Origin of the sequence: Pantoea sp. ICBG 1758 (assembly GCF_002928325.1) — a bacterium.
In the GTDB taxonomy this organism is placed as follows: Bacteria; Pseudomonadota; Gammaproteobacteria; order Enterobacterales; family Enterobacteriaceae; genus Pantoea; species Pantoea eucrina.
Genome location: NZ_POWL01000001.1, coordinates 1825068 through 1850894, shown reverse-complemented (window position 1 = coordinate 1850894; position 25827 = coordinate 1825068). Strand labels below are relative to the sequence as shown.

The window sequence follows — 25827 nt, the reverse complement described above, 5'->3', positions numbered from 1 at the left end:
ATGGCATTCACTATCAACGTCATTAAAAATAAGATCCTGTCTGAAAACTGGTTTGTGCTGCGCAATTACACCTACGAGCTGACGCGCAGCAATGGCGAGGTGGTGCGGCACAAACGTGAAGTCTACGATCGCGGTAACGGCGCAACCATCCTGCTCTACAATCGTGAAAAAAACAGCGTGGTGCTGACCCGGCAGTTTCGCATCGCCACTTACGTTAACGGCAACGAAAGCGGTGAGCTGATTGAAGCCTGCGCCGGGCTGCTGGACGACGACACGCCCGAAGATTGCATCCGTAAAGAGGCGATTGAGGAGACGGGCTATCAGGTAGGGAAGGTTGAGAAACTCTTTGCTGCCTACATGTCACCCGGCGGCGTTACGGAACTGATCCACTTCTTTGCTGCAGAATATAGTGAAGCGATGCGTGCCAGCAGCGGCGGTGGCGTTGAAGATGAAGCGATAACCGTGCTGGAGCTGTCGTTCCCGCAGGCGCTGGCGAGGGTAAAAGATGGGGGCATCTGTGACGGTAAAACCATTATGCTGCTGCAGCATGCGCAGCTTGCCGGATGGCTGAAGCCGTAATCAGGGCGCAGTGATGCGCCCCCGCGGCGGGCCTGCATGGCTGAATATCTGTGCCTGAAGCTCAGTTACGCCACCGCGTTCTCTATCTCCCCGACCACGCACTCCGGATGCGCCTGCAGTCGCGCCAGCGCCTCGGCATAGGAGGGCATTGAGTCGGCTGCGCCAGCGCGCTCAACGCAGAGCGAGGCAAACGCTGCGGCAAACCGCGCCGCCTGCGGCAGATCGTCGCCTGAGGCGAGACGCGCGGCAAGCGCACCGTTAAATGCGTCACCCGCGCCGGTGGTATCGCGCGGCTGCGCCGGAAAGAGCGGAATACGCTGCTGCCGGTCAGGCGTGGAGAGCAGGGCTCCCGCCATGCCCAGCGTAATAATGACCTGGCGCGCGCCCTTACGATGCAGCACCCCGGCGGCACGGCGCGCGCTGGCGAAATCGGTTACCGTTACGCCGCTGAGCTGGGTAGCTTCGGTGCTGTTCGGCGTCAGCAGATCGACCTTTGCCAGCAGCGCATCGCCGATCTTCTGCCACGGCGCCGGGTTAAGGATGACAAAGGTGCCGCTGGCGCGGGCGTTGTCGATCATACGCTGGATAGCGCTGAGATTATTCTCCAGCTGCACCAGCAGAATATCGGCAGCGGCGACCGTAGGCTGGCAGCGCGTCACCTCGGCTGCGGTCACGGTGGTATTGGCGCCCGGATAGACTGAAATCATATTCTCCGCGTCGTCGCCCGCGACGTAAATCAGCGCATTGCCGGTTGGCTTCTCTTTACAGGTAAACAGCGTAATGGCATCGAACCCGGTTTTTTCCAGATGACGGCGGGCAAACAGGCCAAAATCGTCATTGCCTACTTTGCCGATGTAGTGCACCCGCGCACCTGCGCGCAGCGCCGCCGTGGCCTGATTAGCCCCTTTGCCGCCTGCGCCCATCATACTGTGGTGCGCCGTCAGCGACTCACCCGGCAGCGGAAAGCGGCGCATCACCGCCACGATGTCGAGATTAAAGGAACCAAATACACACACTTTTCCTTTCATCATACGCTCCTGAACAGGCGTTCGGCGGCCAGACAGGCACCGCGGCAGCCCGTGTAGTCGGTTGAGTGGCTGAAGATAATCTTCAGATTTTCACGGGTAACCGGCGGCCGCAGATGCTGCTGGATCTGGCTGCGCAGCTGCGCCAGCGGAAAATCAGCCATCGCCAGTACGCCGCCCCCGAGGATCAGGTACTCCGGATCGAGAATATTCATTTCGGTCGCGATAAGTTCAGCCAGCCGCCGGACAAACGCCTGCAGTTCCGGCTGTTCGCCGTGGCGGGTAAACAGCGCCGGCATCGGCGTATCGGCGGCGTTCTGTGCGGCCCAGCGGCTCAGCCAGTGGCCCGACGTCAGCGTTTCTGCACAGCCGTGGTTGCCGCACGGGCAGGGCAGGGCGTTGCCCGCCACCGGAATATGCCCCAGCTCGCCGGCACCGCCATGCTCGCCGTGATAAAAGCCACCGTTCAGCCACAGGCTGTTGCCCATGCCGGTGCCGGGATAGAGACCCACGGCGTTGTCCGGCAGCTGCTCCAGCTGCAGCAGATCCCACAGCATCAGATGGTTCACATCTTTGTCCATCGCCACCGGCACGCCAAGCAGCGCGGTGAGGCGCGACGCGACCGGCTGGCCATCCAGCGCCTGAATAAAGGGCAGCGAAATCACCTGCTGCCGGTCGCGGCTGAGAATACCCGGCAGACCCAGCATAATGCCGCTTACCGGCTGCTGCTCCAGCGTGTCGCGGATGAGCTGAGCAAGCGCCAGCAGCGCGTCGGGCTGCTGCGCCCAGCTGACGGTGGCGACTTTGCGAAAGCTGCTCCAGACGCCATCCTCTTCCATCAGCTGCAGCCGCGTACCGGTGCCGCCGATGTCGATACCGAGCCAGCGTGGTTTCATGCGGACACCTGCGTCAGCCCCTGGGCTTCATCAATGCTGTCGCGCATCATCTCCCACGCGGTCGCCAAATCATCATGAATATTGAACAGGCCGGATGTGCCGACAATCAGCACTTCTGCACCGGCCCCAATCAGCTGGTTATAGGTGCGGGTGTTGCAGGAGCCGTCGATCTCAACCAGATAGTGATAACCGTGCTGCTGTTTAAGCGTTTTCAGCTCGCGCACTTTCTCCACCATCTCCGGAATAAAGGGCTGACCGGCGTAGCCGGGATCCACCGTCATCACGGTGATTTTATCCAGCAGGTGAATATAGTGCTGGATAAAGGAGACCGGCGTGGCGGGATTCAGCACAACACCCACTTTTTTACCAAAGCTGCGGATCATATTGATCACGCGGAAGGCGTCGCGGTTAATAGTTTCTGCATGCGGGCAGATGTAATCAGCGCCCGCTCTGGCGACCGCCTCGATAAAGTCGGTCGGCTCTTCCACCATCAGATGTACATCAATGGCCACGCGGGTATAGGGCCGGATCTGTTCAATAAAGAAAGGGGAGAGCGTGATGTTTTTAACGTAGTGACCATCCATGATATCCACGTGAAGAAAGTCAGCGCGCGAATCGAGAACCTGCAGCTGGTGCTTGATCTCCATCAGGTTCATACACATCAGTGACGGGGAGATTTGAATACGCATCATACTTCCTTCTTTTCAGTCAGAGGATTAAGCACCGCGGCCAGCTTGCTGAGCTTTACCGCACGGTGTTCGTTGAGTCGGGTTTTGAGCTGTTTAAAGGCGAGTACCACAATCAGCACCGCGCCCCACATCGCCAGACTGACGTGCTGGCTGATATTCATCAGGTTGAAGCCGGTTGAGAGCACCTGCAGCGCAATCAGCGCCAGCACGACACCGGTGACGCGACCAAAGCCGCCGTTGGGATCGGTGCCGCCGAGGATAATCGCCAGTACCGTCAGCAGCAGGTAGGCGTCGCCGTAGCCCATGCGCGCGGAGTTAAAGCGCGCCATCATAATCAGGCCCGCCAGCACGCAGAGCAGGCTGGAGATCACGTAAACCAGCATCACCATGCGGTGGGTGTTAATGCCGCTAAACCAGGTTGCGTTGATGTTGCTGCCGCCCATATAGATACATTTGCCGGCCCGGGTTTTACCGAGAAACAGCGCCAGCAGCGCGGCGGCGATGAGGAACACCCAGAGCGGCAGCGGCATCCCCAGCAGCGTATCAGCGCCCAGCGCCTGCACCACCGGCGGCATGCCGCTGACGGCTGCGCCTTTGGTCAGCCAGATACCGATCCCGTTCAGCGTCATCATCGTAGCCAGCGTCACCAGAATCGGATGCGCGCCGATGCGCGTGACCATCAGGCCGGTGATGACGCCGATGGCGGCGGCAATCAGCATGGCGCCGATAATGGCGATAACCAGCCACAGCAGCTGCAGCGCCATCCCGGCACCGGCGGGCAGGGCGCTCATCAGCGTCCAGGCGATAAACAGCGCGGTCAGGTTGGCGGTGGCAATAATGGCGAGATTCAGGCCGCCGCTGAGAATGGCGATAAACATCGCCAGAGTCAGTAATCCCAGTTCCGGCAGCTGAAACGCCATGCTCATAAAGGTGGAGTCGGTCAGGAAGCGACCCGGCAGCATCAGCGTAAAGGTCGCCAGCGCCAGCGCGATCAGCAGCATCAGACCAAGGTTGGTGCCGTCAGGGCGCAGTGCAGTCAGTGATTTCATCATCAATGCCCTCAGTCACACGAAACTGACATCAGTTTCTTTGCGTTTTTTGTAGTGCGTTACGGCGATCGCAATCATGATGACGCCGCCTACCACGATGTTCATGAAGTAGTTCGACACGCCTACCAGGTTAAGACCGTTCTTCAGGATGGCGATCAGAAAGACCCCCATTAGCGTGCCGCTGACCGTGCCTTTACCGCCCATCAGACTGGCGCCGCCCAGCACCGTTGCCGCCAGCACATCAAGCTCGCCGCCGACCAGTGCATTAGGCACCACTTCGCCCATGCGATAGACCTGTACCAGGCCGCCAACCGCCGCCATTGCGCCCAGCCAGCCGTAGGCAAAAACGTGGATCAGGCCGACGCGGATGCCGATACGTCGCGCAGACTCTGCGTCGCCACCCACCGCATAAAGCTGGCGCCCGAGGTTGGTTTTATTCAGCAGCAGTGCCGTCGCCGCGGCAATGATCAGCATGGTGGTCAGCGGCAAGCCGACCTGAAAGCTCTCGCCCTGCCAGCTGAATGGCAGTACGTTACGCAGGGTGATCCACCACTCCGGCAGCGAATAGAGGCTGCGGCCGCCGGTCACCCACATCAGCAGGCCGAACAGCAGCGACTGCATGCTGATAGTGATGATGATGGAGACCACCCGCAGCGTGGTGATCAGCAGCGCATTGATCACGCCAAACAGCGTGCCGCACACGATCGCCAGCACAATGCTGAGCAGCGCGTTATCAAACTGAAACTGCACAAACAGGGACGCAAGCAGGTACTGCACCACTGAGGCAACGGCGGCAAAAGAGATATCGATCCCGCCGGTCACCAGCACTACAAACAGGCCCAGCGCAAAGATGCCGGTGACCGCGTAGCTCTCCGCCAGATCCAGCAGGTTCTGTACGGTAAGAAACTGATCGCTGGTCACAGAGAAAAACAGAATGAACGCCAGCAGCACCCAGGCGAGCCAGCCCTGGCTGGAGTGCGGACGTAAACGGGAAAAATCAGGCATTGATCACCTCCGCCAGCTGCTGCTGCTCGACGCTATCGGGTTGATATTCGGCATGAATGGTGCCATCGCGGAAGTGCAGGATACGGTCGCAGTTGTACCAGACCTCCGGCACCTCATCAGAGATCAGGATGATCGACAGCCCCTCTTTCGCCAGCTCATGGATCAGCTGATAGATGCTGGCTTTGGCACCGACGTCTACGCCAACGGTAGGCGAGTCGAGGATCAGAATACGCGGCTGCGTCAGAACCCACTTTGCCAGCACAATTTTTTGCTGATTACCGCCGGAGAGGGTAGATATGGCGAGATTCGGGTCGGCGACGCGCACGCCGAGCTGCTGGATCCACTGCAGGATCAGTTTGTTTTTACGGTACTCATCGATCAGGTGAAAGCGGTTCTGCAGTTTGTCGAGGATCGGCAGCACCATGTTGTCGGCCACCGACTGCTGCTGCACCAGCCCCAGCGTCAGGCGATCTTCTGACACATAGCCAATGCCGGCTTTGATCGCATCTTCATGACCGCGAAAGCGGACCGGTTTGCTGTCGAGCCAGATTTTGCCGCTGTCGGGACGCGTCATGCCAAACAGCGACAGCGCCAGCTCGGTACGTCCGGAGCCAAGCAGACCGCACAGCCCCAGTACTTCGCCCTCATAAAGTTTAAAGCTGACGTCACGGTACTGACCGGCACGGGTAAGATTATCTATCTCCAGGATCACGCGCTCGCTATTACGCGTCGGTGCTTTCAGCTGGTAGTCGAGCTTCAGGCCGGTCATCAGCTCGGTCAGATGATGCGGCGTCATCTCCCGGGCGGGCCAGCAGCCCATTTTGCGGCCGTCGCGGATCACCGTGACGCGGTCGGAGATCTCCAGCACCTCATCAAGCCGGTGGCTGACAAAGACCACGCAGATATTTTTATCTTTCAGATAGCGCACGGTGCGCAGCAGCTGATTGACCTCGGTACGGGTCAGCGAGGCGGTTGGCTCATCCATGATCACCAGGCGCGCATCGGCGACCAGCGCGCGGCAGATCGCGACCTGCTGGCGCTGGGCAATCGAAAGCGCCGCGACTTTCGCATCCAGATCGAGGTCAAATTTCAGCTCGGTTATAATGCTGCGCGCGCTTTCACGCAGGCGCGCGCTGCGGTGCCAGCGCAACAGGCCATTGAGGTTATGCTCAAACGCGATGTTCTCCGCTACGCTCAGGTTGGGGAACAGCGAGAGGTCCTGATAGATGACCTGAATACCGAAATCACGCGCCTGTTGCGTGGTCAGGCGCGGCAGTGCCGGGCCATCGCCCAGCGTAATATGGCTGCCGCTGTCCGGGGCGTGCACCCCGGAAATGACTTTGATCAGGGTGCTCTTGCCACAGCCGTTGGTGCCAGCGAGACAGTGCACTTCGCCTGCCAGTAAGGTCAGGGAGATATCGCTCAGCGCGCGGTTGCCACCAAATGTTTTCGACAGATTCTCGAGCGCAATTAGCGTCTGTGGAATGACCTCTTGCATATCAAAGCCCCATTTTTACCAGTTTTGGCAGGTTGTCTTTATCCAGACTCTCTGTGTTGTTGCCGAGAATGGTATGCGTCGCTTCATCCACTTTGACTTTGCCCAGTCCTTCAATCGTCATACCGTCGGTGATCGGCTCTTTCTTCTGCATCATGTCGGCGATACGCACAAAGACTTCACCTGCGGTTTCCGGATTCCAGATGTAGCCGCCTTTGATGGCGTTACGCTGCACCAGCGAGGCGCCCTGACCCGGACTGAAGGAGCCAATGACGCAAACCTGGTCAATTTTTTTGCGGTTCATGACGGCGCGCCCGGCACCAATCGGCCCCTGTGAACCAAACGCCATAATGCCTTTCAGATCGGGATATTTAGACATCAGCTCGTTGGTGGTACGGATGGAGTCATCCAGCGATTCGCCGACGCCAAATTTGTCGGTGACCAGCTGCATGTTGGGATAGTGCTCTTTCTGATAATTGAGCGCGGCATCGGTCCACTGCTGATGCAGCGGTACGGTGAGGCTGCCCACGTACATGGCGTATTTGCCCTCGTCGTGCATGCACTTCGCCAGCGCTTTCATGTGATTGATTCCGTGGGTTGCGGCGTCAACCAGCTCAAAATCCCAGTTGGCACCCTGCTGGCCGGGTGACTCATGCGTAATCACTTCGATACCGGCGTCCCGCGCCCGTTTCAGTACCGGCTCCAGCACTTTCGGATCGTTGGGTACCACGCCGATGATGTCGACTTTCTGCGCAATCAAATCTTCAATGGCGCGCACCTGCAGTGCCGGATCGGCTGCGGTAGGGCCGACCATCCATGCATCGATGCCGCGCTTCGCCGCCTCGCTTTTAATGCCCGCTTCCATGGCGTTAAACCAGGGAATACCCCCGATTTTAACGACGATACCCATGCGTAATTTATCAGCGGCATGCGCGCCGGTGGCGGCAAACAGGGCAAGCAGAGAACAGGCGATAAGATGTTTTTTCATACAGACTCCTGGTTAATTTTTAATTAGCTGCATGGACTGATGACGCTGAGAACAGACAATGACGTTAACGCCATTCCACGCCAGTTCCTGCTCCAGCTCTTTATCTTTTAATTGGTCAGTTATCAGAAAATCGACATCACGGTAGTGACAAACACGGGCAAAAGAGGGGCGCATAAATTTGCTGCCATCCAGTAACAGATGTTTTCTTTCAGCGGCCAGTAACATTTGTTGTTTTAAATGCGCGTTATTCTCATTGCCTTCACGTAAATATCCGTCATTACCTAAACTGCTACAGGAAAAAAATATCTTATTAATCTGAAATTCACGCAGCGGCTGCTCAGCCACCACGCCGTGAAAATCCTCATCGCGGTCAGAATATTCTCCGCCGAGGCAGATAGTGCGAATGCTGCCGCGCGCCGCCAGCGTCTGCACGATGCGTAGCGAATTGGTTAGCACGGTTAACTCGATATCGGGCAGCTGCCGCGCCAGATACCAGCAGGTGGTACTGCTATCGAGCAAAATACAGTCACCCGGCGTGATAAAATCGAGCGCGCGCTTGGCAATGCTCATTTTTGCATCGACATGCTCATTAATACGCTGCCGAAAAGATAATTCGTTTTCTCTGACAGCTCTGTTATTTCCCTGAATGCCGGCGTTCTGTTTTTTTACCGGAACAGCACCACCATGACTGCGCTGTAATAATCCTCTTTTTTCCAGCTGGCTTAAATCACGCCGTATGGTTTCCTGCGAAACCTGACATAGCGTGACCAGCTCTGAGACAATTACGCGGCCATTTATATTAAGTTCGTTAATAATTCTTTGCTGTCTCTCAATCGGCAACATACTTATCCTCCGATGGCTATAAATTACTGGAAGCGGGCACGGGAAAATGTGGACTGGGCAGGAGTCCACGGTGGTAAAAAAAGAGGCCCGTTATTGAGTGATATAAGTTCAGTTATTAATGTAATGCTTAACGCTTATTTGCACGTAATGTTGATGTGGCTCACATAATTAACCCCTGAAGCGTCACAGTTAAAACAGATCCGATCGCCAGCTTATTAATCCATAGCTACCATAGCATGACTGTTTATGACCGTTTATGCGGGATTGACCGTTTCAGACTGCGCCCTGATAGTCAGGGGAATCTGATTGAGCCGCCGTCAGGCGCAGTGGATGATGGGACCGCAGCGTACAACCTGTCCGTACGATGATGAATCGCTGATTTAATAAGCAGTTAATTCTGCTTTTCAGGCCGCTTCACACTTCCAGCCTGCTGATAACGCACGCAGTGCGCTATGATTTTCTTTCCAGAAATTCGGGGACCGGGTTGTTAATGTCGTATTGGATAAAGTCACTGCTCTTGAGCTCTCTGGCAGCCAGCGCCAGCGTGCAGGCTGAACCTCTGCAGAAGTCTTTTTCTGACTGGCAGCTCACCTGTAACAATGCGGCTTTTTGCGTGGCGCGCAGCTTTCCCGGCGACAATGGTCTGGTGATGACGCTGTCGCGCCACGCCGGCGTCGACGATCGTCCGCTGCTGCGTATCGACTACGGCAGCGCCTATACCGGCGCGCTGCCGGGTGGCCCGCTGAAAGATAATCTGCTGCTGGATCAGCGTCGCCTGAAGCCCGACCTTAAACACTGGACGGTTGAGCCGCACCATCTTGCTACCAGCAACGCTATTGCGATTGATGAGTTTCTGGGACAGACGCTGGACGCGAGCACGCTGCAGCTGACGTACCAGGCCAAAGCGGTGGTTCCGCTGCGTGGCCTGAAAGCTGCGCTGCTGCTGATGGATGATGTGCAGGGGCGCGTAAACGGGACCAGCGCATGGGTCAGGCGTGGGGCGCAGTGGGATCTCCCGCCACCGCCGTCGCTGCCATCGCTGCCGTCATCAGCACCGCCGCCCGCGCCGCTGACGCAGGAGGAGACCAGCGGATTGATCGACTATGGAACCTGGCGCATCACCACCGATAGCTGCTCACTGGATCCGCTGCGGCGCGAGGTGAGCGTCGCGCCGCTGACCGACAGCAAAGCGCTGCTGCTGGTCAGCTGTGAAACCGGTGCCTACAACGTTATCGATCTGGCGTTTGAAGTGACGCGCAGCCAGCCCTACGTATCACGCGGGCTGACGCTGAATCTGCCTTTTGTTCCTCCGGCGCGCAGCGACACGCAGCTGGAGCTGGTAAACGCAGAGTTTGATGCCAGTAATGGCCTGCTCTATACCTTCAGTAAAAATCGCGGGCTGGGTGATTGCGGTACGGCAACACGCTGGCAGTTTGATGGCAGCGCGTTTGTTCTGGCGGAATATGCGGAAGAGCAGATCTGCGACGCCTGGCACAGCAGCGACGACTGGCCCACGCTGTGGGTAAGCCAGCCGGCGCGCTGAGCGACTTTCCGGGTGTCAGGGGATCGCGCCGATCATCATCGGCGAACCCGTCTTATTGCCCGCCAGCTCTGTCAGCAGATTATTCACGCCGTCGCTCATGGGCGTAAAGCGGCTGAGCGGTGAGCGGGTGACGACCACAAATACGCCAAGGTTATGCTGCGGAATCATCGCCATATAAGTAATGAAGCCGCCGGCACCGCCGGTTTTCTGAATGATACCGGGCCGGCCCGCTTTGGGGGCCATATAGACCCAGCCCATACCCAGCGCATCGGCACGTCCGGGTACATCCATCCCTTCAACTTTGGTCAGCTGATCGCGCCGGTAGATCAGCGTCTGCAGGCGATCGATCTGCGGCGTGCGGTGGCTTACCGCTGAGTCGAGGAACTGCTGCATCCAGCGCGCCATATCATCAGGGGTGGAGTAGACGCCGCCGCTGCCGATCGCCGCCAGAGTATTATTACAGGGGCTGGCCCCTTTTTCCGGCACCATCAGGCGCTGGCACTGGTCCGGTGAGGGTGTAAAGGTGGTGTCCTTCATCCCCAGCGGGCGCGTGACTAACCGCTGCAGCAGCGCCGGATAGGGCGTGCCGCCCGCTTTCGCCAGCGCGTCAGCCAGCAGGTCAAACCCGAGGTTGGAGTAGGCCGCCTGAGTGCCGGGCGCGGCTTTCAGCGTGGCGTTGCCCAGCCACTGCCAGCGATCGCTTTTAGTTGGCCAGACAAACACCGGACGGTGCGGTTTACCGCCGGGCTGTTCGCGCGGCAGCGAGCCGGTGTGGGTGGCGAGGTTGATCAGGCGGATCGTCTGGCCGTTATAGGCCGGAACGCGCGCCCCCGGCGGGGCGTAGCGGCTGAGCGGGTCATCCAGGCGGATCTGCCCGCGCTCGGCCATTTTCACCATCACTTCGCTGGTCATCAGCTTGCTGAGTGACGCGATGCGGATAACGGAGTCCTGCTGCGGCCGGACATTATTACCGGGGCGGGTTTCACCAAAGCTGGTAAAGACGCGCTGATTGCCGTCGATGGCGACCAGCGCCATGCCGGTTGCACCGCTGGCGTAAAAAATATGTTCGGCATAGCGATCAACAATCTGCGATGCCAGCAGAGGATTAGGTGAGACCTGGGCCATACCGCTGACAGGCAGCACGGAGACCATCAGGGCCAGTAAAAATGAAGTCGGTTTTTTCAACGGGAGTGCGTCCGCTATCAGAATCGGAAGAAAACCTATAGTAATCAGTTTGCGCAGAGCGGGAAGGGGAAAACGCGATTTTTTTTGTATAGAAAGTGCTAAAAAAAACGGCCCTCACCGTTATCGGGTGAGGGCCGCGGGGCTTATGCCGGTTTCAGCAGCGATTCCGCCTGGCTTACCACGTTTTCAACGGTAAAGCCGAAGGCCGGGAACAGCTTGCCGGCCGGCGCGGATTCACCAAAGGTGGTCATGCCGACGATTTTGCCGTCGATGCCGACATATTTGTACCAGTAGTCTGCAATACCTGCCTCAACCGCGACGCGGGCGCGTACGGTAGTGGGCAGCACGGATTCACGGTAGGCGCTATCCTGCTTATCGAACACATCGGTGCTGGGCAGTGACACGACCCGGACCTTGTGGCCATCCGCGCTGAGTTTCGCTTCCGCTCCCAGCGTGATCTCCACTTCTGAACCGGTGGCGATCAGAATCACATCCGGCGTGCCGTCGCAATCCTTCAGGATATAGCCGCCGCGCGCAATGTTTTCGACCTGCGCCTGGCTGCGCTCGGGCTGCAGCAGGTTCTGACGGGAGAGGATCAGCGCGGTCGGGCCGTGATGACGCTCAACGGCTGCTTTCCATGCCACCGCGGTTTCAACCTGATCGCACGGACGCCAGGTGCTGAAGTTAGGCGTCAGACGCAGGCTCGCCAGCTGCTCGACCGGCTGGTGCGTCGGGCCATCTTCGCCCAGGCCGATAGAGTCATGGGTGTAGACCATGATCTGGCGTGCTTTCATCAGCGCAGCCATACGGGCGGCGTTACGCGCGTACTCAACAAACATCAGGAAGGTTGCGGTATAAGGAACAAAGCCGCCATGGTGCGCGATGCCGTTTGCAATCGCGGTCATCCCGAACTCACGCACGCCGTAGTGAATATAGTTCCCGGCCGCATCCTCTTTGATCGATTTTGAGCCTGACCAGATGGTGAGGTTACTCGGTGCCAGGTCAGCCGATCCGCCCAGGAATTCCGGCAGCAGTTTGCCAAAGGCTTCCAGCGTATTTTGTGACGCCTTGCGGCTGGCGATTTTCTGCGGATTCGCCTGCAGGTCCCGGATAAAGTCAGCGGTTTGGCTTTCCCACTCCGCCGGCATTTCACCGTTAAGACGACGGCTAAACTCCTGCGCCAGCTGCGGATGCGCCTGCTGGTAAGCGGCAAACTTCTCATCCCAGGCTTTTTCGTGCGCGGAACCCGCTTCTTTTGCATCCCACTGCTGGTAGATATCCTGCGGGATTTCAAACGGCGCATAGTTCCAGCCGAGCTGCTTACGCGTCAGCGCAATCTCTTCGTCGCCCAGCGCAGCACCATGTGACTCCTCTTTGCCCGCCTTGTTTGGCGAACCAAAGCCGATAGTAGTGCGGCAGATAATCAGCGACGGCTTATCGGTTACGCTCTGCGCCTCTTTAATCGCGGCGGCCACGGCGTCGGCGTCGTGACCATCGATGCCTTCAGCGCTGCCGATCACGTGCCAGTTATAGGACTCAAAGCGTTTATGCGTATCATCGGTAAACCAGCCTTCTGTTTCACCATCGATAGAAATGCCGTTGTGATCGTAAAAGCCGATCAGCTTGCCGAGGCCCAGCGTACCTGCCAGCGAACAGACCTCGTGTGAGATGCCTTCCATCAGGCAGCCGTCACCCATGAACACATAGGTGAAGTGGTCGACAATATCGTGTCCTGGCTGGTTGAACTGCGCGGCCAGCGTACGCTCAGCAATCGCCAGACCCACCGCATTCGCCAGACCCTGGCCGAGCGGGCCGGTGGTGGTTTCGACGCCTGGCGTATAGCCAATTTCCGGATGTCCCGGCGTTTTTGAATGCAGCTGACGGAAGTTTTTCAGCTCTTCCATCGGCAGATCGTAACCGCTGAGATGCAGCAGGCTATAGAGCAGCATTGAGCCGTGGCCGTTAGAAAGGATAAAGCGGTCACGATCGGCCCATGCCGGGTTAGTGGGGTTATGTTTCAGGAAGTCGCGCCATAACACTTCCGCGATATCGGCCATGCCCATCGGCATACCTGGGTGACCGGAATTTGCTTTCTGTACCGCATCCATACTCAACGCGCGAATCGCGTTAGCCAACTCTCTGCGTGAAGACATAGGGTTCTCCCTTGTAGTAAAGCATCAGCGGGTTCGCCTCGGCTCGCCCGCACTCAACGGTGGTGCAATCAGAGGCGTGCTGACAGCACATCTTCCAGTTTCTGCTGGTCAACGGCGAACTGGCGGATACCTTCAGAGAGTTTTTCAACCGCCATCGGATCCTGGTTGTGCTCCCAGCGGAACTCCGCTTCTGACAGCGAGGAAGGCTGATGGAAACCTTCGGTAGAAGGTTCCAGCTTGCGCTCAACCGGCGCATCGCTGTTCGCCAGCTCTTCCAGCAGGTTAGGGGAGAGAGTCAGACGATCGCAGCCCGCCAGAGCCAGAATCTGCTCAACTTTGCGGAAGCTGGCGCCCATGATCACCGTGCTGTAGCGATGCTTTTTGTAGTAGTCATAGATGCGACGCACAGATTTCACGCCCGGATCTTCATCCACAACATAGGGGTCCATTGGCTTACGCGTGTTGTACCAGTCATAAATGCGGCCCACAAAAGGTGAGATCAGATAGACGCCCGCTTCTGCGCAGGCGCGCGCCTGCGCAAAGGAGAACAGCAGCGTCAGGTTGCACTTAATGCCGTTTTTCTCCAGCTCTTCAGCCGCTTTGATCCCTTCCCAGGTTGAGGCGAGCTTGATAAGAATACGTGAGCGGTCGATACCGTGCTCTTCATACAGGCGTACCAGCTTTTCTGCTTTGGTCACGCACATACCGCGATCGAAAGAGAGGCGGGCGTCAACTTCAGTTGAAACGCGGCCCGGCACGCTTTTCAGGATTTCCATGCCGAGATTGACAGCCACTTTGTCGCTGGCGTTGATAATCTGCGTCTCTTTACTGCCACCCTGCTTTTTCGCATAGTCGATGGCGTCATCAATCAGGTGTTTATAAGCGTCAAGACCGGCAGCTTTCAGGATCAGAGAAGGGTTGGTAGTGGCATCTTCCGGATTGTAATGGCGAATGGATTCGATATCGCCACTGTCCGCCACCACGGTGGTGAACTGTTTTAGTGCGTCTAGCTGGTTCATCGCTTAACTCCTTGATTAGCAATATTGTGGGCAAAAGAATGCCGGGCAACCGTCGCCTTGTCTGCGCCCTTTGCTGGGGATAGTGGTTCCACACAGTGCTACAGACGCCCGCTGATTAAAATGCGTTTTCTCTGATTATGGCGTGGCGGAGAGAGAGGCGGCGTAATCGGTTCAGCCATGTTTTGCCATCTTCAAGCATAGCAGCTTGCGCCGGAGATGCAGGCGAGGCGGTAAGTTCGCCGTCAGCTGCGGCGGTGGCCTGTGCTCCGGCACGGCGATCGGGCAGAGGACGCCTGGCCGCGTCCTCTGTACTCCCCGATTTAGCGCCAGCTGCGTGCTGCTGCGCCGGGGCGCATGTTAAGCGCTGGTTCCGTTCGCCGTCAGCTGCGGCGGCAGCTTTTGCTCCGGCGCGGCGACCGGGCAGAGGACGCCTGGCCGCGCCCTCTGCACTCCCCGGCCCTGCGCCAGCCCCGTCCGCCGCTGTGCGGTTCCCTCTCTCACGCCCGCTTCCCCGGGACCGGCCGCCATTCGCTCCTGCTCACCGCGCCCTTTCGCCGACGTCCTGTCGGCTCATCCCGGAACCGTGCCCTCCCTCGGCGGACCCGGATGGCGCTTCCCGCCGCTGCTGGTTTTTTCTCTTTTTCTTACGTTTTTTATGGCTGAAGGTTTCGTGAAGAAGCTTCAGACCACACCGCAACACTTTTAAAAAAACAAAATGAAAAATTTACAGGCGGGGAGGAGGGGCGCTATCCGCAGCGCCGGGCGCAGAGTGACGGCCAGGGCGAGCCGGCAGGACGCCGGCGAGAGCGCGGGTTGAGCAGGAGCGAATCCGCGCGGTCCGTTAAGGCCGGAGGGATAAGTCCGGGAATTCGCGAGGACGGCGCGGGGCGCGGATTGCTAAGGGGCGCGCCCACCCGCCCCTTAGCCCGTCCGCGTGCGGAAATGCCGCTGAAACTGCCAGAAGCCTGGCGGGCGGAACCCCTCCGGTGCCGCGCGCTGCCCGGCGCCCAGCCCCGCGCTGCTAAGCGCCACTCCCGCTAAGCCACTCCCGCACGGGGAGAAAATCCGTATAAAGCTGCGCTTCCGGTGAGCCGGGCTCGGGCTGATAGTCATATTCCCAGCGCACCAGCGGCGGCATCGACATCAGAATTGACTCGGTTCTGCCGCCAGTCTGCAGACCAAACAGCGTGCCGCGGTCCCACACCAGATTAAACTCAACGTAACGCCCGCGGCGGTAGAGCTGGAACTGGCGCTCGCGATCGCCCCACGGCAGTGCTTTACGGCGTGCAACAATCGGCAGATAGGCCTGCAGATAGCCGCGGCCGACCGCCTGCATAAAGTCAAAGCAGCGGTCAAAGTCTGGCGTGTTCAGATCGTCATAAAACAGACCGCCGATACCGCGCTGCTCATTGCGATGCTTCAGGTGGAAATAGTCATCACACCATTTTTTATAGCGCGGATAGACATCCTCGCCAAACGGCTCGCAAAGATTGGCTGCGGTCTGATGCCAGTGCATGGCATCCTCGGTAAAACCGTAGTAGGGCGTCAGATCAAACCCGCCGCCGAACCACCAGACCGGATCGGCACCGGGTTTTTCAGCGATGAAAAAGCGCACGTTAGCGTGGCTGGTCGGCACATAGGGGTTTTCCGGATGGACTACCAGTGAAACGCCCATCGCCTCAAAACTGCGTCCGGCAAGCTCCGGACGATGCGCGGTGGCTGAAGCAGGCATCTGGTCGCCATGCACATGGGAAAAGTTGACCCCGGCCTGCTCAAATACCGTGCCGTTACGCAGAACCCGGCTGCGTCCGCCACCGCCACCGGGACGCTGCCAGCTATCTTCGGCAAACGTTGCGCCGCCATCCGCTGCGGCCAGTTGATTGCAGATCTCATCCTGCAGCGTCAGCAAAAACGCCTTAACGCGTGAAATATCGGGATTGCTCATGCGTCACTCTCTCTGTAAATGTGCCGTAAGCTTACCACAGCCCGGGATCACGCCTGGCGACGATCGTATGCGGCAAAATAGTTAACAATTCCGCTGGCAATGGCGGTGGCGATCTTATGGCGAAAGGCGGGAGTGCCCAGCAGCTGCTCTTCATGCGGATTGGTAATAAACGAGGTTTCAACCAGCACGGAGGGAATAGAAGGCGACTTCAGCACGGCAAAGGCGGCCTGCTCGGTATGCTGACTGTGCAGATGATGCACCGGGCGGATCTGATCCAGGACGTGCTTGCCCAGCGTCAGGCTGTTGCGAATCGTATCGGTCTGCACCAGATCAAACAGAATCTCATTCAGATAGTGATCTTTCTGCTGTACGGCGGCGCCGCCTGCTTTATCTGCATCGTTTTCACGCTGCGACAGATAGCGTGCCATTGCGCTGCTGGCGCCGCGATTGGAGAGGGCAAATACCGAGGCGCCGTTGGCATCCGGGCTGGTAAAGCCGTCAGCGTGAACCGACATAAACAGGCTCGCGCCGTGCTGATGTGCAATCTCCACCCGCTGATAGAGAGGGATAAAGTGGTCACTGTCGCGCGTCAGTCGCACCTCAATATGCGGATGTGACTGCAGCAGCGTGCGCACGGTATTGGCAATCTCCAGAACAATATGCTTCTCCTCCGCGCCTTCCTGTCCCACCGCGCCGGAGTCGATACCGCCATGACCGGGATCGATCATCACAATTCGCTTACCGCTGGCAGCAGGTTTCGGTGCGGCATGACGCGGCGCCGCTGTGATCTCTGCCCGCGTCTCCTTCGCCTGAATTGCGCGCGGCGAAAGCACTGCCAGCGCCAGTCCCGAAAGGATCAGCTGGCGGCGGTTAGTCAGGCGTGAAAGCAGTGAAATCTTTTTCATTTACAGGTCCCTGGCGGAGAAATAAGCCCAGTGTTATAACGTAACCGCCGCAGCACGGCGACCCCGCAACCATTTCAGCGTATTACTTTGTATTGCACGGTGCTAACCGGGATTTAGCCGCTTTTTTCTGCCATTGCGGAGCAGGAGGGTTGCGCCACGCAAAGAATGCGTGATAATCAGCGAATTATGCCGATCAGCAGGATACGTCGATGGAAATTCGCTCTTTCCGCCAGGAAGATTTTGATGAAGTAATCACGCTCTGGGAGCGTTGCGATCTGTTACGCCCGTGGAACGACCCGGAGCTGGATATCGAACGCAAAATGAATCATGACCCGGAACTGTTTCTGGTCGCTGAAGTGGGCGGCGAAGTGGTCGGCACGCTGATGGGCGGCTACGACGGTCATCGCGGCTCAGCCTACTATCTGGCTGTGCATCCGGACTATCAGGGGCGCGGCTTTGCCAATGCGCTGATGAACCGGCTGGAGAAAAAGCTGATTGCCCGCGGCTGCCCGAAAATTCATCTCATGGTGCGGGAAGAGAACGATCAGGTCGTGGCATTTTATGAAAAGCTCGACTATGAACCCGTGGAGGCGCTGCTGCTGGGCAAGCGGCTGATTGAAGATCGCGAATATTGATTGATCCGGCCGGCTAAACTTTTTGCCATCGCGTGACTCCAAGAGGCACGCAATAAAGTTGAAACCATGGAGTTAGCATGAAAGCTGTACGTTTTGCGGCGCTGGCGGCGGCGCTGGCCGTGTCAGGCTGCGCCACTACCGGCCAGGCACCGGCAGAGCATGAGAGCCACTGGTATAATCCACTGACTTACCACTGGGCCGCGCTCAACCCGCTAAGCTGGTTTGGCGGTTCTCTGCAGGTAACTGAGCAGGGTGTGGCGGGTCTCAATGGCAGCACCCTGATGAGTGAATCGGCTATTTCGCAGGCGCTGAATAATGATTACCAGCTGCGGCAGGGTATGCGCAGCGAACAGGGCGAGGTGGCTGAGTTCTGGCAGGCGCTGCAGGATGGCAAGGTGAAGCTGATCATCAGCGGTAAACCCACCGTTGAACGGATCGAGGTGCTGGATGCGGCAGCGGAGAGCAGCAGCGGCAGTAAAATCGGTGACCGCTTCAGCGATACGTTCACTAAAGCCTTCAACAACTGCAAAATGGTCGCAGGCCTCGATGCGCACGACGTTGAGTGCCAGGCGCCGGGCAGTCAGCATATCTTCTATGTCTACAGCGGCAAATGGCACGGCCCGGCGGGTCTGATGCCTTCAGATGACACGCTGAAAAGCTGGACGATCAGTAAAATGGTCTGGCAGCGCTAACCCTGCCGGGGGCCGCTTTCAGGCGGCCCACACCCGCCTGCGTATATTTCTGAAAACCTGCTTTTCTCTGCCGATCGCTTATGCCTTTTTCGACTTTTAAATCCCCAAAAGATATATAAAACCGTTACTGCTTTCCGGGAAGTTATAAATACACTGACAGCATCTACTGGCCCAGGCTGGATTTCTATTTATCAGGGTGCTGCATGACACTTCCGGTTTTGAAAACATGGCTCAGCGGCGTGGCGCTGTCACTGTCGCTGGCAGCGGCGGCGCAGGCAACGGAGCTGCTGAACAGCTCGTATGATGTGTCACGCGAACTTTTTGTGGCACTCAACGCACCCTTTGAACAGCAGTGGGATGCGGCACACCCTGGCGATAAACTCACGATTAAGCAGTCTCACGCCGGCTCGTCCAAACAGGCGCTGGCTATCCTGCAGGGGCTGCGGGCAGATGTCGTTACCTACAACCAGGTCACTGATGTGCAGGTGCTGCATGATAAAGGCAACCTGATTGCCGCTGACTGGCAAAGTCGTCTGCCAAATAACAGCTCGCCGTTCTACTCCACCATGGCGTTTCTGGTGCGCAAAGGTAATCCAAAGCAGATCCATGACTGGGCCGATCTGGCGCGCGACAACGTAAAGCTGATTTTCCCGAATCCGAAAACCTCCGGCAACGGCCGCTATACCTATCTTGCCGCCTGGGGCGCAGCGGAAAAAGCTGACGGTCAGGATCGCGCAAAAACTGAAGCCTATATGCAGAAGTTTTTGAAGAACGTTGAGGTGTTTGATACCGGCGGGCGCGGCGCGACCACCACGTTTGCTGAACGCGGTCTGGGTGACGTCCTGATTAGCTTTGAGTCAGAAGTAAACAATATCCGCAATCAGTATGGCAAAGATGATTACGAAGTGATTGTGCCGCGCAACAACATCCTGGCGGAGTTCCCGGTTGCCTGGGTAGATAAGAATGTGGCGCATAACAACACCGCTGACGCAGCTAAAGCGTATCTGAACTATCTCTACACCCCAGCGGCTCAGGCGATTATCACCCGTTACTACTACCGCGTGAATAATCCACAGCTGATGGCAGAGCAGAAGGATCGCTTCCCGCAGACCACACTGTTTAACGTCAATGAGGCGTTTGGCGGCTGGGAGCAGGTAATGAAAACGCATTTCGTCAGCGGCGGTGAACTGGATAAATTACTGGCAGCGGGGCGCGGCTGATGTTTGCTACAGCACAAAAACGCGTCCTGCCAGGTTTCGGCCTGAGCCTCGGCACCAGCCTGCTGTTTACCTGCCTGATTCTGCTGCTGCCTATCAGCGCGCTGCTGATGCAGCTGTCGCAGATGACGCTGGCGCAGTACTGGGCGGTGATCTCCAGTCCGCAGCTGGTAGCGGCTTATAAAGTAACGCTGCTGTCAGCCGGCGTCGCGTCGCTGTTCAACGCGGTGTTTGGCATGCTGATGGCGTGGATCCTGACCCGTTATCGTTTTCCGGGGCGTACGCTGCTGGATGGCCTGATGGATCTGCCGTTTGCCCTGCCCACAGCGGTAGCGGGGCTAACGCTGGCCGGACTCTTTTCCGTTAACGGCTGGTATGGTCAGTGGCTGGCGCATTTTGATATCAAAGTCTCTTATACCTGGATTGGTATCGCAGTAGCGATGGCCTTTACCAGCATTCCGTTTGTGGTGCGTACCGTTCAGCCGGTACTGGAAGAGCTGGGCCCGGAATATGAGGAAGCGGCGGAAACGCTGGGTGCCACGCCGTGGCAAAGCTTCCGGCGCGTGGTGCTGCCTGAGGTGGCTCCGGCGCTGCTGGCCGGAACGGCGCTCTCGTTTACCCGCAGCCTCGGGGAGTTTGGTGCGGTGATCTTTATCGCCGGCAACATCGCCTGGAAAACGGAAGTGACGTCACTGATGATTTTTGTTCGTCTGCAGGAGTTTGATTATCCGGCCGCCAGCGCTATCGCCTCGGTGATCCTTGCCGCCTCGCTGCTGCTGCTGTTTGCCATTAATACGCTGCAGAGCCGCTTTGGCCGTCGCCTGGGAGGTCACTAATGGCGGAGATTTCACACCTCAATCGCGCTGAGCGTGAGCCTTTTAACTGGGGCAAATGGCTGCTGATTGGCACCGGTGCACTGATATCGATACTGCTGCTGGTAGTGCCGATGATCTCTATCTTCTGGGAGGCGCTGGCGCAGGGCGCAGGCCAGGCGTTCAGCAACCTGCAGGATGGCGACATGCTGCACGCGATCTGGCTGACGGTGCTGGTTGCGCTCATTACCGTTCCGGTAAACCTGGTGTTTGGCACGCTGCTGGCGTGGCTGGTCACCCGCTTTACCTTTCCGGGACGGCAGCTGCTGCTGACGCTGTTTGATATTCCGTTTGCGGTATCACCGGTGGTGGCGGGCCTGATGTATCTGCTGTTCTGGGGCGTTAACGGCCCGGCGGGCGGCTGGCTCGATGCCCACAATATTCAGATTATGTTTGCCTGGCCCGGCATGGTGCTGGCGACCGTATTTGTCACCTGTCCGTTTGTGGTGCGTGAGCTGGTACCGGTAATGCTGAGTCAGGGGAGTAACGAAGATGAAGCTGCGGTGCTGCTTGGCGCATCGGGCTGGCAGATGTTTCGCCGCGTAACGCTGCCCAATATTCGCTGGGCGCTGCTCTACGGCGTGGTATTGACCAACGCGCGGGCCATCGGTGAGTTTGGTGCGGTGTCGGTGGTGTCAGGATCGATTCGCGGTGAGACCTATACGTTACCGCTTCAGGTTGAATTACTGCATCAGGATTACAACACCGTGGGCGCATTCACTGCCGCCGCGCTGCTGACCCTGATGGCAATTGTAACGCTGTTTCTGAAAAGCGTGGTGCAGTGGCGATTAGAGCATCAGCAGAAGCGCCAACAGGAGGAAAATCATGAGCATTGAGATCAAACAAATTAATAAAGCCTTTGGCCGCACCCCGGTGCTGAATGATATCTCTCTGGATATTCCTTCCGGCGAAATGGTGGCGCTGCTGGGCCCTTCCGGCTCGGGCAAAACCACGCTGCTGCGTATTATCGCCGGGCTGGAGCATCAGAACAGCGGACAGATCTACTTTCATGGCAAAGATGTCAGCCGCATTCACGCCCGCGATCGCCAGGTGGGATTTGTTTTCCAGCACTATGCGCTGTTCCGCCATATGACGGTGTTTGACAATATCGCCTTTGGCCTGACGGTGCTGCCGCGCCGCGAGCGCCCTTCAGCCGCTGAGATCAAACAGCGCGTCACGCGCCTGCTGGAGATGGTACAGCTGGCGCACCTGGCAAACCGCTTTCCGGCCCAGCTCTCTGGCGGACAGAAGCAGCGCGTGGCGCTGGCGCGTGCGCTGGCGGTAGAGCCACAGATCCTGCTGCTGGATGAGCCGTTCGGCGCACTCGATGCGCAGGTGCGTAAAGAGCTGCGCCGCTGGCTGCGTCAGCTGCATGAAGAGCTGAAATTTACCAGCGTGTTTGTTACGCACGACCAGGAAGAGGCGATGGAAGTCGCGGACAGCGTGGTCGTAATGAGCCAGGGGAACATTGAACAGACAGGTTCTCCGGACGAAGTGTGGCGTGAACCTGCTACCCGCTTTGTGCTGGAGTTCCTGGGCGAGGTCAATCGCTTTGAGGGCGAAGTACACGGCTCACAGTTCCACGTCGCTGCACATCACTGGCCGCTGGGTTATACGCCAGCGCATCAGGGCGGCGTTGAACTCTTCCTGCGCCCGTGGGAAGTGGATGTCTCACGGCAGAGCAGCCTGGAGACGCCGCTGCCGGTACAGGTGCTGGAAATCAGTCCGCGCGGACACTTCTGGCAGCTGGTTGTCGAGGCCGCTGGCTGGCACGCTGAGCCGTTTACCCTGGTCTTCGAAGGTGAGCAGGCGGCCCCGGTACGCGGCGAGCGTCTGTTTGTCGGGCTGCAGCAGGCCCGTCTCTATCAGGGGAATACCCCGCTGCGCCCGGTTGCCTTTGCCGAGAGCGCCTGATATTTTGACAACTCTTTCGGGCGGGACTTTCCCGCCCGTTTTTATTGCCTCTCTTGCGCCTGGAAAACGATCGTGACCACTCTGGAAAATACCATCGGCAATACGCCGCTGATCAGGCTGCAACGCCTGTCGCCCGATAATGGCAGCGAAGTCTGGCTGAAGCTGGAGGGGAATAACCCGGCCGGCTCAGTGAAAGATCGCGCGGCCTGGTCGATGATTCATCAGGCTGAGCTGCGCGGTGAAATCAGGCCCGGCGACAGGCTGATTGAAGCCACCAGCGGCAACACCGGTATTGCGCTGGCGATGATCGCCGCGCTCAAAGGGTACAGGCTGCGGCTGCTGATGCCGGAGAACATGAGTCAGGAGCGGCAGGATGCGATGCGCGCTTACGGGGCCGAACTGGTGCTGGTTACGCGTGAGCAGGGCATGGAAGGCGCACGCGATCTGGCGCAGGCGATGGCCGATCGCGGCGAAGGCCGGGTGCTGGATCAGTTTAACAATCCCGATAATCCGCTGGGCCACTATCTCACCACTGCACCGGAAATCTGGCAGCAGAGCGGCGGGCGCCTGACGCATTTTGTCTCCAGCATGGGCACCACCGGTACCATCAGCGGCGTGGGCCGCTTTCTGAAAGAGCACGCGCCGGCGGTTAAAGTGATTGGCCTGCAGCCGCAGGAAGGCAGCGCCATACCCGGTATCCGCCGCTGGCCTGAAGCCTATCTGCCTGGCATCTGGCGCCCTGAGGTGGTAGACGAGATCATGGATATGGGGCAGCAGGAAGCGGAAGAGACGATGCGTGCGCTGGCGCAGCGTGAAGGGCTGTTCTGCGGCGTGAGCTCCGGCGGCGCCGTGGCGGGGGCGCTGCGCATCGCCCGGGCGCAGCCCGGCAGCGTGATAGTGGCGATCGTCTGCGATCGCGGCGATCGTTATCTCTCCACCGGTGTTTTTCACTGACAGCATCTGCCCGGTCAGCCTGCTGCGCTGACCGGCTTGCCGCTTCTGTATCCGCGCATCTGACTGTAAGGATCGCGTAAATCCTGCTGCGTTTCTCCCGCAATCGGCACAAAATAGCACCACTTTAGCTGAGAGAAACCGATGAAAATCCTGCTTGTTGATGATGACGCTGAGCTGGGCACCATGCTCAGCCAGTACCTGCTTGCTGAAGGCTTTGAAACGCAGCTTGCCCTGACCGGCAGCGCCGGGATTGAGGGGGCACTGTCAGGCAGCTACAGCGCCATGATCCTGGATATCATGCTGCCTGACATGAGCGGCACCGACGTGCTGCGTCAGGTACGCCAGAACAGTCGCCTGCCGGTGATCATGCTGACGGCAAAAGGCGACAATATTGACCGCGTAATCGGGCTGGAGATGGGTGCGGATGATTATGTCCCGAAACCCTGCTATCCGCGCGAGCTGGTGGCGCGCCTGCGTGCGGTTTTGCGCCGCGTGGAGGAGTTGCCGGCGGTGGCGGATAAAAAGGAGCCGCTCTGCCTGGGTGACCTGACGCTTAACCCGGCGACCCGCGTTACCGCATGGCAGGGCAGGGCGCTGGAGCTGACCGCGTCAGAATTTAACCTGCTGCAGCTGCTGCTGCGGGCGCCTGAGCGGGTGGTAACCAAAGATGAACTCTCTGAGCAGGGGCTGGGGCGGTCGCGGGAAGCTTACGATCGCAGCGTTGATGTCCATATCAGCAATATCCGGCAGAAACTGGCGGCGCTGACAGCCGAGAGCGTAACGATTGAAACCGTGCGCAGTATTGGCTATCGCATCCGATGAAGCGCAGCTATCGCGGGCGCATGTTCTGGAAAATCCTGCTGGGTTTCTGGCTGGTATTTCTGATTATCAGCCAGCTGCTCTGGCTCGGCTTTGCGCTGTCGGGCAGCCGGCATGAGCCGCCCGACATTGCCGCTGTACGGCGCATTGTGAATCTGCAGATGGCCTCCGCTGTCTCCGTTCTTGAGCGCGGCGGTCCGGCTGCGCTTGACGACATGATGGCTGACTGGTCTGCAGAAGATCGTCAGTTTTTCTCGGTGCTGCCCCAGCGTGCGACGGCGCCGCGCGCCGCCGGCAGGACGCAGCCAGCGTTTGGCGCGCCGTTTCACGGCCCCATTCCTGACGTGATAGTGCGCCAGGTAACAGACGCAGACGGCAACGGCTGGGAGCTGCGTTATGACGTCAGGGCGTTGCGGCGCGACAGCACCTTAGGCGAGCGCCCGCGCCGCATTCTGAATATTCCGCAACCGATGTTTATCTTCGCCGGTGCGCTGGGGCTGCTCTTCAGCCTGCTGCTCGCCTGGAATCTTACGCGCCCGATGCGCCAGCTGCGCGAAGGATTCGCCCGCGTAGCCAGTGGCGATCTCTCGGTGCGGCTCTGGCCGCTGATGCGCCGTCGTCACGATGAACTCTCCAGCGTGGCGCACGATTTTGATGCCATGGTAGAGCGGCTCGATACGCTGATTAACGCCCGCGAGGCGCTGCTGCACGATATCTCTCACGAGCTGCGTTCACCGCTGGCGCGCCTGCAGCTGGCAACCGGGCTGGCGCGTCAGACGCCGGCAACGGTCGCGGTATCGCTTAACCGCATTGATGAGGAAGCGCGTCGCCTCGACAAGATGATTGGCGAGCTGCTGACGCTGTCACGCGTCAGTCACGAAAGCCTGCCGGGAGAAGATTACTTTGATCTTCTCGGGCTGCTGGAGGTGGTTATAACCGATCTGCGCTATGAAGCGCAGCTGACTGGCGTGCTGGTGGAGTTTACCGCCGATGAGACGGCTGACTATACGGTGCGCGGTAACGCCGAGCTGATCCGGCGCGGCGCAGAGAATGTATTGCGAAATTCGCTGCGTTTTTCGCAGCAGGGGCAGGTGATCCGGGTAGATCTGCACGCGGAAGCCGCCTGGCTGACGATCTGCATCCGCGATAGCGGACCCGGCGTCGATCACAGCAAACTCTCCAGTATCTTCGATCCCTTTGTGCGGGTAAACACGCCGCTGGCCGGAAAAGGTTACGGCCTCGGGCTATCTATCGTCCGTAAGGTGATGCTGGCTCATCATGGCGAAGTTCAGGCGCAGAACGTGCCGGAAGGTGGTCTTGAGGTGATTCTCAGGCTCCCGCACTGGCGCAAAGCATAGAAACAAAAACGGCACCCATCGGGTGCCGTTTTCAGAGAGTGCTAACG

The 25827-nt window shown here is 58.5% G+C and carries 24 protein-coding genes; 11 read left to right on the top strand and 13 right to left on the bottom strand.

Annotation, left to right across the window (positions count from 1 at the left end; all coding sequences use genetic code 11):
- The gene (gene nudK, locus C1Y41_RS08920; RefSeq protein WP_104085270.1) at window positions 1–579 is read left to right on the top strand and encodes a GDP-mannose pyrophosphatase NudK; all 579 of its coding nucleotides are present in this window, start codon (window positions 1–3) and stop codon (window positions 577–579) included.
- Window positions 580–644: 65 nt separating this feature from the next.
- On the opposite strand, the gene C1Y41_RS08915 is transcribed toward nudK, so the two are convergent.
- The 8 genes from C1Y41_RS08915 to C1Y41_RS08880 are packed head-to-tail and all read right to left on the bottom strand — an operon-like array spanning window position 645 to window position 8569.
- Window positions 645–1607, bottom strand: coding sequence for a ribokinase (locus tag C1Y41_RS08915; RefSeq protein ID WP_071667918.1), 963 nt, complete (start codon window positions 1605–1607; stop codon window positions 645–647).
- Window positions 1607–2500: an allose kinase gene (gene alsK / locus C1Y41_RS08910; RefSeq protein ID WP_104085269.1), complete on the bottom strand. Its 894-nt coding sequence runs from the start codon at window positions 2498–2500 to the stop codon at window positions 1607–1609. The genes C1Y41_RS08915 and alsK overlap by 1 nt, the downstream gene beginning before the upstream one ends.
- Complete coding sequence (gene alsE, locus C1Y41_RS08905) at window positions 2497–3189, bottom strand: D-allulose 6-phosphate 3-epimerase (protein ID WP_104085268.1); 693 nt, start codon at window positions 3187–3189, stop codon at window positions 2497–2499. The genes alsK and alsE overlap by 4 nt, the downstream gene beginning before the upstream one ends.
- The gene (locus C1Y41_RS08900; protein ID WP_039385603.1) at window positions 3189–4238 is read right to left on the bottom strand and encodes an ABC transporter permease; all 1050 of its coding nucleotides are present in this window, start codon (window positions 4236–4238) and stop codon (window positions 3189–3191) included. Before C1Y41_RS08900 ends, alsE begins: the two co-directional genes overlap by 1 nt.
- A 15-nt stretch (window positions 4239–4253) precedes the next feature.
- The gene (locus tag C1Y41_RS08895; RefSeq protein WP_104085267.1) at window positions 4254–5243 is read right to left on the bottom strand and encodes an ABC transporter permease; all 990 of its coding nucleotides are present in this window, start codon (window positions 5241–5243) and stop codon (window positions 4254–4256) included.
- Window positions 5236–6741 (bottom strand): sugar ABC transporter ATP-binding protein, encoded by a 1506-nt coding sequence (locus C1Y41_RS08890; protein ID WP_039379496.1) that lies wholly within the window; start codon window positions 6739–6741, stop codon window positions 5236–5238. The genes C1Y41_RS08895 and C1Y41_RS08890 overlap by 8 nt, the downstream gene beginning before the upstream one ends.
- A 1-nt stretch (window position 6742) precedes the next feature.
- A complete protein-coding gene (locus C1Y41_RS08885) occupies window positions 6743–7726 on the bottom strand; it encodes a substrate-binding domain-containing protein (RefSeq protein WP_104085266.1) in 984 nt (327 codons plus the stop codon).
- Window positions 7727–7738: 12 nt separating this feature from the next.
- Window positions 7739–8569 (bottom strand): DeoR/GlpR family DNA-binding transcription regulator, encoded by an 831-nt coding sequence (locus C1Y41_RS08880; protein ID WP_071667920.1) that lies wholly within the window; start codon window positions 8567–8569, stop codon window positions 7739–7741.
- 490 nt (window positions 8570–9059) lie between these two features.
- On the opposite strand from C1Y41_RS08880, the gene C1Y41_RS08875 reads away from it, so the two are divergent.
- Window positions 9060–10112: a DUF1176 domain-containing protein gene (locus C1Y41_RS08875; protein WP_039379487.1), complete on the top strand. Its 1053-nt coding sequence runs from the start codon at window positions 9060–9062 to the stop codon at window positions 10110–10112.
- A gap of 15 nt (window positions 10113–10127) precedes the next feature.
- On the opposite strand, the gene ampH is transcribed toward C1Y41_RS08875, so the two are convergent.
- The 5 genes from ampH to amiA all read right to left on the bottom strand — a co-directional run bounded on the left by ampH (window position 10128) and on the right by amiA (window position 17319).
- Window positions 10128–11297, bottom strand: a complete 1170-nt coding sequence (gene ampH, locus C1Y41_RS08870) for a D-alanyl-D-alanine-carboxypeptidase/endopeptidase AmpH (protein WP_039379485.1) — start codon at window positions 11295–11297, stop codon at window positions 10128–10130.
- A 143-nt stretch (window positions 11298–11440) separates the two neighbouring features.
- Window positions 11441–13450, bottom strand: coding sequence for a transketolase (gene tkt, locus C1Y41_RS08865; protein ID WP_039379483.1), 2010 nt, complete (start codon window positions 13448–13450; stop codon window positions 11441–11443).
- 68 nt (window positions 13451–13518) lie between these two features.
- Complete coding sequence (gene tal / locus C1Y41_RS08860) at window positions 13519–14469, bottom strand: transaldolase (protein ID WP_039379481.1); 951 nt, start codon at window positions 14467–14469, stop codon at window positions 13519–13521.
- A 1021-nt stretch (window positions 14470–15490) separates the two neighbouring features.
- Window positions 15491–16414: an oxygen-dependent coproporphyrinogen oxidase gene (gene hemF / locus C1Y41_RS08855; protein ID WP_039379477.1), complete on the bottom strand. Its 924-nt coding sequence runs from the start codon at window positions 16412–16414 to the stop codon at window positions 15491–15493.
- A gap of 47 nt (window positions 16415–16461) precedes the next feature.
- A complete protein-coding gene (gene amiA, locus C1Y41_RS08850; protein WP_104085265.1) occupies window positions 16462–17319 on the bottom strand; it encodes an N-acetylmuramoyl-L-alanine amidase AmiA in 858 nt (285 codons plus the stop codon).
- Between the two features lie 209 nt (window positions 17320–17528).
- Between amiA and C1Y41_RS08845 the strand changes: the two genes are divergently transcribed.
- The 9 genes from C1Y41_RS08845 (at window position 17529) to C1Y41_RS08805 (ending at window position 25780) form a co-directional block, all read left to right on the top strand.
- Window positions 17529–17954: a GNAT family acetyltransferase gene (locus tag C1Y41_RS08845; RefSeq protein ID WP_039379472.1), complete on the top strand. Its 426-nt coding sequence runs from the start codon at window positions 17529–17531 to the stop codon at window positions 17952–17954.
- Window positions 17955–18031: 77 nt separating this feature from the next.
- The gene (locus C1Y41_RS08840) at window positions 18032–18646 is read left to right on the top strand and encodes an RpoE-regulated lipoprotein (protein ID WP_104085264.1); all 615 of its coding nucleotides are present in this window, start codon (window positions 18032–18034) and stop codon (window positions 18644–18646) included.
- Window positions 18647–18849: 203 nt separating this feature from the next.
- Complete coding sequence (locus tag C1Y41_RS08835) at window positions 18850–19866, top strand: sulfate ABC transporter substrate-binding protein (RefSeq protein WP_039379467.1); 1017 nt, start codon at window positions 18850–18852, stop codon at window positions 19864–19866.
- Window positions 19866–20699 (top strand): sulfate/thiosulfate ABC transporter permease CysT, encoded by an 834-nt coding sequence (cysT, locus tag C1Y41_RS08830; protein ID WP_039379465.1) that lies wholly within the window; start codon window positions 19866–19868, stop codon window positions 20697–20699. Before C1Y41_RS08835 ends, cysT begins: the two co-directional genes overlap by 1 nt.
- Complete coding sequence (gene cysW / locus C1Y41_RS08825) at window positions 20699–21571, top strand: sulfate/thiosulfate ABC transporter permease CysW (protein ID WP_104085263.1); 873 nt, start codon at window positions 20699–20701, stop codon at window positions 21569–21571. The genes cysT and cysW overlap by 1 nt, the downstream gene beginning before the upstream one ends.
- On the top strand, window positions 21561–22649 hold the full coding sequence (gene cysA / locus C1Y41_RS08820; protein WP_104085262.1) for a sulfate/thiosulfate ABC transporter ATP-binding protein CysA: 1089 nt from the start codon (window positions 21561–21563) through the stop codon (window positions 22647–22649). Before cysW ends, cysA begins: the two co-directional genes overlap by 11 nt.
- Window positions 22650–22721: 72 nt before the next feature.
- The gene (gene cysM, locus C1Y41_RS08815; RefSeq protein WP_104085261.1) at window positions 22722–23603 is read left to right on the top strand and encodes a cysteine synthase CysM; all 882 of its coding nucleotides are present in this window, start codon (window positions 22722–22724) and stop codon (window positions 23601–23603) included.
- 141 nt (window positions 23604–23744) lie between these two features.
- Window positions 23745–24425 (top strand): response regulator transcription factor, encoded by a 681-nt coding sequence (locus C1Y41_RS08810; RefSeq protein ID WP_039379457.1) that lies wholly within the window; start codon window positions 23745–23747, stop codon window positions 24423–24425.
- Window positions 24422–25780 carry an ATP-binding protein gene (locus C1Y41_RS08805; RefSeq protein WP_104085260.1) on the top strand — a complete coding sequence of 453 codons (1359 nt, stop codon included), beginning with the start codon at window positions 24422–24424 and terminating at the stop codon, window positions 25778–25780. Before C1Y41_RS08810 ends, C1Y41_RS08805 begins: the two co-directional genes overlap by 4 nt.
- Window positions 25781–25827: the final 47 nt, after the last annotated feature.

What these genes read in the sequence shown, in the direction of transcription:
- C1Y41_RS08900 (WP_039385603.1), bottom strand. Translation starts at nt 4,238, where the DNA reads ATGAAATCACTGACTGCACTGCGCCCTGACGGCACCAACCTTGGTCTG.
- cysW (WP_104085263.1), top strand. Translation starts at nt 20,699, where the DNA reads ATGGCGGAGATTTCACACCTCAATCGCGCTGAGCGTGAGCCTTTTAAC.
- cysA (WP_104085262.1), top strand. Translation starts at nt 21,561, where the DNA reads ATGAGCATTGAGATCAAACAAATTAATAAAGCCTTTGGCCGCACCCCG.
- C1Y41_RS08915 (WP_071667918.1), bottom strand. Translation starts at nt 1,607, where the DNA reads ATGAAAGGAAAAGTGTGTGTATTTGGTTCCTTTAATCTCGACATCGTG.
- C1Y41_RS08845 (WP_039379472.1), top strand. Translation starts at nt 17,529, where the DNA reads ATGGAAATTCGCTCTTTCCGCCAGGAAGATTTTGATGAAGTAATCACG.
- alsK (WP_104085269.1), bottom strand. Translation starts at nt 2,500, where the DNA reads ATGAAACCACGCTGGCTCGGTATCGACATCGGCGGCACCGGTACGCGG.
- nudK (WP_104085270.1), top strand. Translation starts at nt 1, where the DNA reads ATGGCATTCACTATCAACGTCATTAAAAATAAGATCCTGTCTGAAAAC.
- C1Y41_RS08890 (WP_039379496.1), bottom strand. Translation starts at nt 6,741, where the DNA reads ATGCAAGAGGTCATTCCACAGACGCTAATTGCGCTCGAGAATCTGTCG.
- C1Y41_RS08805 (WP_104085260.1), top strand. Translation starts at nt 24,422, where the DNA reads ATGAAGCGCAGCTATCGCGGGCGCATGTTCTGGAAAATCCTGCTGGGT.
- tkt (WP_039379483.1), bottom strand. Translation starts at nt 13,450, where the DNA reads ATGTCTTCACGCAGAGAGTTGGCTAACGCGATTCGCGCGTTGAGTATG.
- amiA (WP_104085265.1), bottom strand. Translation starts at nt 17,319, where the DNA reads ATGAAAAAGATTTCACTGCTTTCACGCCTGACTAACCGCCGCCAGCTG.
- alsE (WP_104085268.1), bottom strand. Translation starts at nt 3,189, where the DNA reads ATGCGTATTCAAATCTCCCCGTCACTGATGTGTATGAACCTGATGGAG.
- C1Y41_RS08875 (WP_039379487.1), top strand. Translation starts at nt 9,060, where the DNA reads ATGTCGTATTGGATAAAGTCACTGCTCTTGAGCTCTCTGGCAGCCAGC.
- C1Y41_RS08885 (WP_104085266.1), bottom strand. Translation starts at nt 7,726, where the DNA reads ATGAAAAAACATCTTATCGCCTGTTCTCTGCTTGCCCTGTTTGCCGCC.
- hemF (WP_039379477.1), bottom strand. Translation starts at nt 16,414, where the DNA reads ATGAGCAATCCCGATATTTCACGCGTTAAGGCGTTTTTGCTGACGCTG.
- C1Y41_RS08835 (WP_039379467.1), top strand. Translation starts at nt 18,850, where the DNA reads ATGACACTTCCGGTTTTGAAAACATGGCTCAGCGGCGTGGCGCTGTCA.
- C1Y41_RS08895 (WP_104085267.1), bottom strand. Translation starts at nt 5,243, where the DNA reads ATGCCTGATTTTTCCCGTTTACGTCCGCACTCCAGCCAGGGCTGGCTC.
- C1Y41_RS08840 (WP_104085264.1), top strand. Translation starts at nt 18,032, where the DNA reads ATGAAAGCTGTACGTTTTGCGGCGCTGGCGGCGGCGCTGGCCGTGTCA.
- tal (WP_039379481.1), bottom strand. Translation starts at nt 14,469, where the DNA reads ATGAACCAGCTAGACGCACTAAAACAGTTCACCACCGTGGTGGCGGAC.
- cysT (WP_039379465.1), top strand. Translation starts at nt 19,866, where the DNA reads ATGTTTGCTACAGCACAAAAACGCGTCCTGCCAGGTTTCGGCCTGAGC.
- C1Y41_RS08810 (WP_039379457.1), top strand. Translation starts at nt 23,745, where the DNA reads ATGAAAATCCTGCTTGTTGATGATGACGCTGAGCTGGGCACCATGCTC.
- C1Y41_RS08880 (WP_071667920.1), bottom strand. Translation starts at nt 8,569, where the DNA reads ATGTTGCCGATTGAGAGACAGCAAAGAATTATTAACGAACTTAATATA.